At 45.0% G+C, this 855-nt stretch carries 1 protein-coding gene; it reads left to right on the forward strand.

What is annotated here, in order from left to right; all coding sequences use genetic code 11:
- On the forward strand, positions 1-769 hold a 769-nt coding region (gene lpxA / locus A3763_RS04675; RefSeq protein WP_068759921.1), incomplete at its 5' end, for an acyl-ACP--UDP-N-acetylglucosamine O-acyltransferase.
- Positions 770-855: the final 86 nt, after the last annotated feature.

Consider the following 855-nt stretch of genomic DNA (forward strand, 5'->3'; position numbering starts at 1 on the left):
AGTTCACCCTCAAGCAATAGTAGAAAAGGGGGCAATAATTGGTGCTGGTGTGGAAGTTGGTCCTTGGTCGTATATTGGTGAAGGTGTCGAGATAGGGGAAGGTTCACAGATACTTTCTCATGTGGTTGTTAAAGGGCCGACAACGATTGGTCGGAATAACAAGATCTTTCAGTTCGCCAGTGTTGGAGAAGAGTGCCAGGATAAAAAATATGCTGGAGAGCCTACCCGATTAATTATTGGCGATAATAATATTATTCGTGAAAACTGTACTATTCATCGCGGTACTACTCAGGACCAGTCGGAAACGATCATTGGTAGTGATAACCTCTTCATGGCTTATGTACATGTAGCGCATGACTGTGTTATCGGTGATAACTGTATTTTTGCTAATAGCACAACCCTGGCGGGCCATGTTCATGTTGCAAGCAATGTGATTTTGGGTGGCGGAACGATGGTTCATCAGTTCTGTAAGATCGGGGCGCATAGTATGAGTGCTGGCGGGAGTATTGTTCTACGTGATATTCCTGCTTTTGTCATGGCTAGTGGTCAATCTGCCTCGGCTCATGGTCTGAATACCGAAGGTTTGAAGCGAAGAGGGTTTACCGCTGATGATATTCGGGAGCTAAAGCGTGCCTATAAAGTTATCTATCGTCAAGGCTTGAACTTGAAGGATGCGCTTATTGAGCTAGAAGAGGCAGCGGCTTCGTCTGCACATGTTGCTCACTTCGTTGAAAGTATCAAGAACTCATCTCGGGGCATTATTCGTTAGGCTGATATGAAGGGTAGCGCTGAAGAACACCAATCGGTTCAAGAACAACTTTCAGATAACGTTGTATCTGAACGTCCAGTGACTAT

The sequence above is a fragment of the Oleiphilus sp. HI0128 genome (genome assembly GCF_001635365.1).